This is a genomic window from bacterium (assembly GCA_040754625.1).
GTDB lineage: Bacteria > JACRDZ01 > JAQUKH01 > JAQUKH01 > JAQUKH01 > JAQUKH01.
Window position 1 is genome coordinate 1 of the sequence record JBFMCF010000062.1, and the last position, 6572, is coordinate 6572.

Genomic DNA, 6572 nt, shown 5'->3' on the forward strand with positions numbered 1-6572 from the left:
ATTTTAATTATTTTTAATCAAACATGGCACTACACTTTGGCCAAAAAAAAGAACCGCCCCTTATTTCTATGCGGTTCTTTTCGCTTCTTTTGCGATTTTTTAGGGTTTAACTGTCAAAGTTCTGTTATAGAAGAGTATCCTGATTTTCTTTTTAGAAAATAAGGATACTCTTTTTTTTATTTCTTTTCTTCCGGTTCCACAACCGCGATGGTATAAGTATTCAGATTAAAATATCTTTTTGCGACACTCTTGACATTTTCGGCGGTTACTTTGTTAATTGTCTCTTTATATTTATCATCCCAGTCATATCCTAAACCGTATAATTCGTTCAGCCCTGAAGAGGATGCCTGGGAACCGATAGTTTCCAGTGAAATGGCCTTTTGCCCTATAAGATTTTGTTTCGCTGTCTGGAGCTCTTCCGGAGTAATGTCTTCTTCCTGCAATTTTTTAATCTGGTCCAATATACCCTGGACAGCCTCTTCCCTTTTTGAAGGGATTGTGCCGATATAAAATAAATACGCGCCTGTTTCCAGTCCCGGTATATAAAAACTGCCTACATAATAAGCCAGACCTTTTTCGCCCCTTAGATTTTCAAACATACGGGACCCAAGGCCGTTTAATACTGAAGTCAAAACTTCCAGAGGATAATAGTCAGGGCTTTTTAAATCAGGCGCCAAAAATCCGAGTATTGCCACAGATTGTGTTTTGTTGTTAAATTTCTGCGCTTTTCTTATATTAAGGGGCTCCAGTTCCTCCGGGACGCGAATTACAGGCAGTTCCTGCGATTTGAAACCGGCAAAAACCTTATTTACTTTCTCCTGGATTTTACCCGCGTCTATGTCCCCGTATATATTTATAACCATATTGTTGGGCCTGCAATAATCATAATAATATTTAAGAATATCATTTCTTGTTATTTTTTTAACAGACTCCATACTGCCAATGGGACGCAGGCGGTATGGATGCCTTTCAAAAAGCGTAGACATAAAAAGATTTGACGTCGTCCGGAAAACATCGTCCTGTTCGCTTGCTATGTCCGCCAGGATTTTTTCACGCGCTTTTTCAATCTCTTTTTCATTAAATAAAGCCGAGGTCAATACCTGGCTGATAATGTCAAGCGCTTCGTCAAAATTTTCCTTTAAAATATCCAGGGATATCCCGAAAGAATTCCTCCCGCTGAACGTGCTGATCTTTCCTCCCCTGCTTTCTATTTTAAGGCTTATTTCATCAGCGGTTAATTTTTTTGTCCCTTTTAAAAGAAGTTCTTTCATGAAATTAGTTATACCGTTATTAAACTCATTCTCAAATCTTAAACCTCCCATTAAGCTGATTCTTACCGAAATAACAGGCAGCCGTCTATCCTCTTTTATTAATAAAACAGCTTTATTGGGTAAAGTTATTTTCCGGACATCAGAAACAAAAGGAGCAATTATTTTTTCTTTATCTTTTGGTTCCTGTTTTCCTGCCGGGCGTAAAATTGCGACGGTCAAATTTTCACTATTAAAATATTTCTGCGCGATTCTCTGCAAATCTTTTTTTGTAACTTCTTTTACTCTTTTAATATAGACTTCATCAAAATTCATGTTGCCGGCAGTCATCTCGTCCATTGCCAATTGTCCCGCCATGCCTTCTATTGTCTGTTTTGAAAATATGTGGCCGCTTATCACTTTTTGCTTGGCCATATCAAGTTCAGTATCGGAAACTTCTTTTTTCTTTAATTCTTCAATGATTGCCCATATTTCATCCTGGACATTATCAATGTTTTTTTCATCCATTGCGGCGCTTATACCAAAAACGCCCGGATACTGGGGAGTATATGACCAGGTATGAATTGAATATACATAAGCCTTCTCATTCTTTATTTTTTTTACCATGCGGGAGGCTTCACCCTCTCCCAAAATTATGGATAAAACATCCAGCGGATACATATCATCGTTATATAAATCAACTGTGTGAAATCCCATATTTAACCTTGTAATCTGGACATCTGATTCTTTTGATACCAAACGTCTGCTGACCTGCCTGGGTTCAGGTTCAATAATTGACGGCGTTTTAAGCTGTCCCTTAAAATCCTTAAAAGCGTTTTTTATTTTTTCCAAAGCCCCGGGAATCTCAAAATTTCCCACGGCTATAAAAATCATATTATTCGGGATATGGGTTTTTTTATAATAATTATAAACATCTTCTCTTGTCAAATTCATAAAAAGGTCCTTGTAACCTATGCCCGGGTATCTGTAAGGATGTTTAGTATAAAGCGCTTCCCAGAATAAACGATGAGCGGAGCGGTCGGGATTGTCCAGGTTCATGTTTATTTCTTTCAGAATTACATCTCTTTCTCTTTCCAGTTCCGTTGAATCAAAACTCGCGTTCATCATCGCGTCGGACAAAACATCGAGGCCTGTATCAAAATAATCTTTGCTTACGGTCAAAAGATAAACCACCCTGTCATCGGCCGTATACCCGTTCAAATCACCCCCGGCCTTTTTAATCTCCCTGGATAACTGGCCTTCCTTTCTCTTTTCAGTCCCTTTAAATATCATATGTTCCACAAAATGCGAAATGCCCGCCCCCAGGTATTTTCCTTCATGGATAGTTCCCGATTTTACCCATACCTGCATCGCTATCGCGTCAATTGTCGGGACATTTCTCAATATTACAGTCATACCATTGTCTAAAACAAATTTTTGAGTTTCATAGCTAAAGTTATCCTGCATTGAAGAAACATCCTCCTTTATATTTTTATCCCTTGCGAAAACAAAACAGGTAATTGTGTTAAAAATAAAAACAATTATAAAAAGTTTTTTGAACATACAGCCTCCTAATAATAAAACAAAATTAAAATTTTTATAATAATATCATAAATTTTTGTCTGATTGATAGAATTTTTTTCACCGATAGTCCGTGTAGGGCAGATACTTGACACTAAATCTTTTGTCTTACTGCATTCCAGGCTTCTTTCTTTGGGATAATCTTCTTACGGCTTCCTTTATTCTTTTAGACCTTGTTTCCTCTCTTTTCGCGCTTGAAATCCACCATATATACTGTTTTTTATTTGACGGCGACAGGTTTTCAAAAAATTCACCGGCCTTTTTATTCAACAGTAAAGCCAATTTCGGGATTATTTCGGGTTAAAATATATTCCGTACTTCTGCCGGTTTTCCCTATTCTCTTTAAAATTCCTTTCATACACAGTTCAGTTAAATCAAAAAACTGTAAAATATTCATTCAAAAGATAGTTTTCCATTACAATTTCTTTTATCGCAAATCGCTTTTCTTTGAGTTCTTTTTGAACACCACTGACAAATATTTTGTATTTTTTCACTGATTACACCTCATTATTAGTAACCATTTAGCGGGTTGGAATAAATCTTAATTTCTCCCTTTAGAAAAGGGAGATTAAGAGGGATTTGATAAATTTTATTAAAAAATCCCCCTATTTCCCCCTTTTTTAAAGAGGGATTTCATAGTTGTTCCAATTCGCTAACTGGTTACCATTATTAAGACTGGTGATTATAATGTAGGGGCGAATGATTATTCGCCCCTACCCGTAGCGTTCAAATTTTCTTTTTCATTCATAATATTCATCCATTTCCCATTTCAACGGATTATTCACAATATAATCACGAATCGATTCCAGACTCTTTTCATTTTCAAGACGGCCACAGGAATCCGGTCACTTTTATATTCCTCGACAATCACGCAATAATCACGCATTATTTACGCAATATCGCACTCAATCTGGTATTCAATGCCTGAATCAAATTTAGGTTTCATTATCCGGTTTCCTTGTCCTCTTTTTTTTGCTTACAACTTCAATCATTCTGGTTTCATTGACAAGCTCATCAAAAGCATTACCTTTCCTGTCAGATACAAGCTGTCTGTCCCGCGCGTATTGCTCATATTCAAGCTCGGCCTTTTCCAAAGCAAGCTGGTGAGATATCCTGCCCGCGTGCGTCAAGATATCCCGTTCATTGAACTGAAGAAAACCATGCAGTTTTTTAATCCAGTCTTTCATGTACATGGGAACGCGCCTCATCGCCTGGCCTTCGGCAAAAACCAAATATTGTTCCACCAGATTATTCAAGCCCAGCAATTCCTCTCCACTCAAATAGTTTTTCGCGATCGCGACATCGTCCTTCCTGATTTTTGTCCCCCGCCAACTGGTCAGCCCCATATTCTTCTTTTTGCTATCCACCCGTTCATAAATAATTTCTGCCGCGGTCCGTCCTGTAATCGCCCAGTGCATTTTATTCTGCACTGTTTTGAAAAATTCAATACTCATCTCATCCGTCGGGTCATAATCGACACTTGTAGCGTAAATATCCGTAATCTTTTGATAAAACCGGCGTTCGGAAGTCCGGATATCCTGAATGCGCCTGGCCAATTCGTCAAAATAATCAAAAGGCTGCTTCGGGTTTTTAAGCCGTTCATCATCCAGAACAAAACCTTTTATTATAAATTCCCGCAAGTGGCTTGTAGCCCACTGCCTGAAATGTGTCGCCACCTTTGATTTAACCCGGTAGCCTACGGAAATGATCATATCGAGATTGTAATATTCAACATTACGGCTTACCTGCCGATTGCCTTCTTTTTTAACTGTCAAGAATTCCTTGACAGTTGCCTGAGGCAAAAGTTCCTTTTCTTCGTAAATATTCGCGATATGAAGGCTTATATTTTGTTTTGTCGTTTGAAATAATTCAGCCATTAACTGCTGCGAAAGCCAAACTGTTTCGTCCTGAAACCGCACGTCAATTTTTGTCTCTCCGGTTTCGGTTTGATAAATTATAAGTTGTGATTTGTTTTGTTCTTTTTTAAGCATAATTTTCCCTCTGACAACTGATTTTTACTGAACCTGCGCGATTTTTGCGCAAACTGAATTCTTCTCTGCTTTTTCACCCATAATATTCATCCCTCTCCCACCCCAACGGATTATTCACAACATAATCCCGAATACATTTTAAATCTTTTTCGTCTCGAACAATACGCTCATAATAATTTCTTTGCCATAATTTACGATAAAACGGCCGCCAATTTTTGCATTTTTAAAATTTTGTTTGATTTTAACAAACCATGTTTTTATCATTAATCCCGCATCGTTCATAAATATTTCGCCTTTTTTAATTTCCCCGAATAAACATTCTTTACCGTTTACACAGATCGTCACAAAATAATACCCCGGCTCCGAATAATTAAAATTCTTTTCACGAAGTGATCAGTTCCTGACAACCTGATGGAACGCCTGTAATGAATATCGGGATTGAATTTCATTTATTTCCATGTTGATATATTAATTGTTGCAATAGCGTTACAACAATTTTTCTCCGGCGTATAATCATACCATTCCGCCTCAATATCTTTAATTGAAGGCATGCTGGTGCACGAGTACCGCGCGGCTCCCAATAAAACCTTAAAAGCTCTGTATTTACTTTTACAGCGGATTTTTTGTCTCGATCGCTTTGTCTAAATTGTTCCTGTTAATCCATATACCTTGCATTTTATCCCTTTCCGCCGCAATAATCCATTTATTTTTTTAAACGGCAGATATAATTCTGCCTTTAACTTATTGAAATATAAGCTTTTATCCACATGGAAACTGTTCTATCATGGAATAAGAGAATAGTTCAAATTCAAAATATATAAAAAATGCAAAGAGCAGTCTTAAGACTTAAGTCTTAAGTTTAACATATCATGACTCAGAAACACGATACGAGCAATGCAGAATGAACCATGCCCGTTCCGTGGCCCCTTTATTTCCGCCATAATTCTTTGTGGTAAACACTACTTCATTCGCGGGAAATTCAGCGGTTTCCAATATCCAGCCGGGGGATATAAAATCTTCCTTGCTGTAATCAATAACTTCATCGATCGGCAGGATATTTCCCTTTTTATCGTATAGTTTAAACCTTAGCACTGCATCATTTTTATAAAAATCAGAATCGGCCGGCAGGAAATATTCAATTTTAATTTCGCCGGAAAAGTATTTTTCTTCCTTTTCTGATGCTGTTCCAACAACAGTTGCCGTAAAAGATATTAAATATGTAACAGTATCATATGTAAATCCAACTTCATGTTTTTTCCCATCAACCGGCAGCAAATATTCCGATGCAATATATGAATCAGAACCGTAATTCTCAAACAGGCCTGTTATGCTTACATTTTTAATTTTTGATTTTATTTCCGCCGCAAACGCGATATTTAAGCTAAAAAACAGGTATATGAAAAGGAAGACCAATGAGGCAAAAATAAGTTTGTTTAATAAAATAAAAAAAGCACTCCACCTGTATATTTTTATAAATATACCAAAGAAAGTGCTTCTTTTCTCCATTTTCTACCCCTCTCATTTAATATGTTAGTTGTAGAAAATTTATATAATCTAAACTTCAATCTTTTCTAAATTAATTATCCTATTTTTTTGTATTTTTGTCAAACGTTTTTTTCGTCCTCCTGTAACCGGTCAGTTACCGGTGGAAATCAGGTAGGCGCAGGCTTTAGCCTGCGAGGAATCAAGTGAATAATAAATCTTAAAGACAACAGCAAAAAAAACCGAAGCAAAAGCCATAAAAAAAGGGAAT

5 protein-coding genes are annotated in these 6572 nt (G+C 37.0%); all 5 read right to left on the reverse strand.

Annotated elements, in window-relative coordinates; all coding sequences use genetic code 11:
* Window positions 1–176: 176 nt before the first annotated feature.
* A complete protein-coding gene (locus AB1498_05340) occupies window positions 177–2810 on the reverse strand; it encodes a pitrilysin family protein (GenBank protein ID MEW6087709.1) in 2634 nt (877 codons plus the stop codon).
* Between the two features lie 126 nt (window positions 2811–2936).
* Window positions 2937–3098 (reverse strand): YdeI/OmpD-associated family protein, encoded by a 162-nt coding sequence (locus AB1498_05345; protein ID MEW6087710.1) that lies wholly within the window; start codon window positions 3096–3098, stop codon window positions 2937–2939.
* A gap of 665 nt (window positions 3099–3763) precedes the next feature.
* Window positions 3764–4819 carry a virulence RhuM family protein gene (locus AB1498_05350; protein ID MEW6087711.1) on the reverse strand — a complete coding sequence of 352 codons (1056 nt, stop codon included), beginning with the start codon at window positions 4817–4819 and terminating at the stop codon, window positions 3764–3766.
* 138 nt (window positions 4820–4957) lie between these two features.
* Window positions 4958–5164, reverse strand: coding sequence for a hypothetical protein (locus AB1498_05355; GenBank protein MEW6087712.1), 207 nt, complete (start codon window positions 5162–5164; stop codon window positions 4958–4960).
* Window positions 5165–5686: 522 nt separating this feature from the next.
* Window positions 5687–6325: a hypothetical protein gene (locus tag AB1498_05360; GenBank protein ID MEW6087713.1), complete on the reverse strand. Its 639-nt coding sequence runs from the start codon at window positions 6323–6325 to the stop codon at window positions 5687–5689.
* Window positions 6326–6572 lie beyond the last annotated feature (247 nt).

Coding starts and splice junctions, on each gene's coding strand:
- AB1498_05360 (MEW6087713.1), bottom strand. CDS start 6,325: ATGGAGAAAAGAAGCACTTTCTTTGGTATATTTATAAAAATATACAGG.
- AB1498_05340 (MEW6087709.1), bottom strand. CDS start 2,810: ATGTTCAAAAAACTTTTTATAATTGTTTTTATTTTTAACACAATTACC.
- AB1498_05350 (MEW6087711.1), bottom strand. CDS start 4,819: ATGCTTAAAAAAGAACAAAACAAATCACAACTTATAATTTATCAAACC.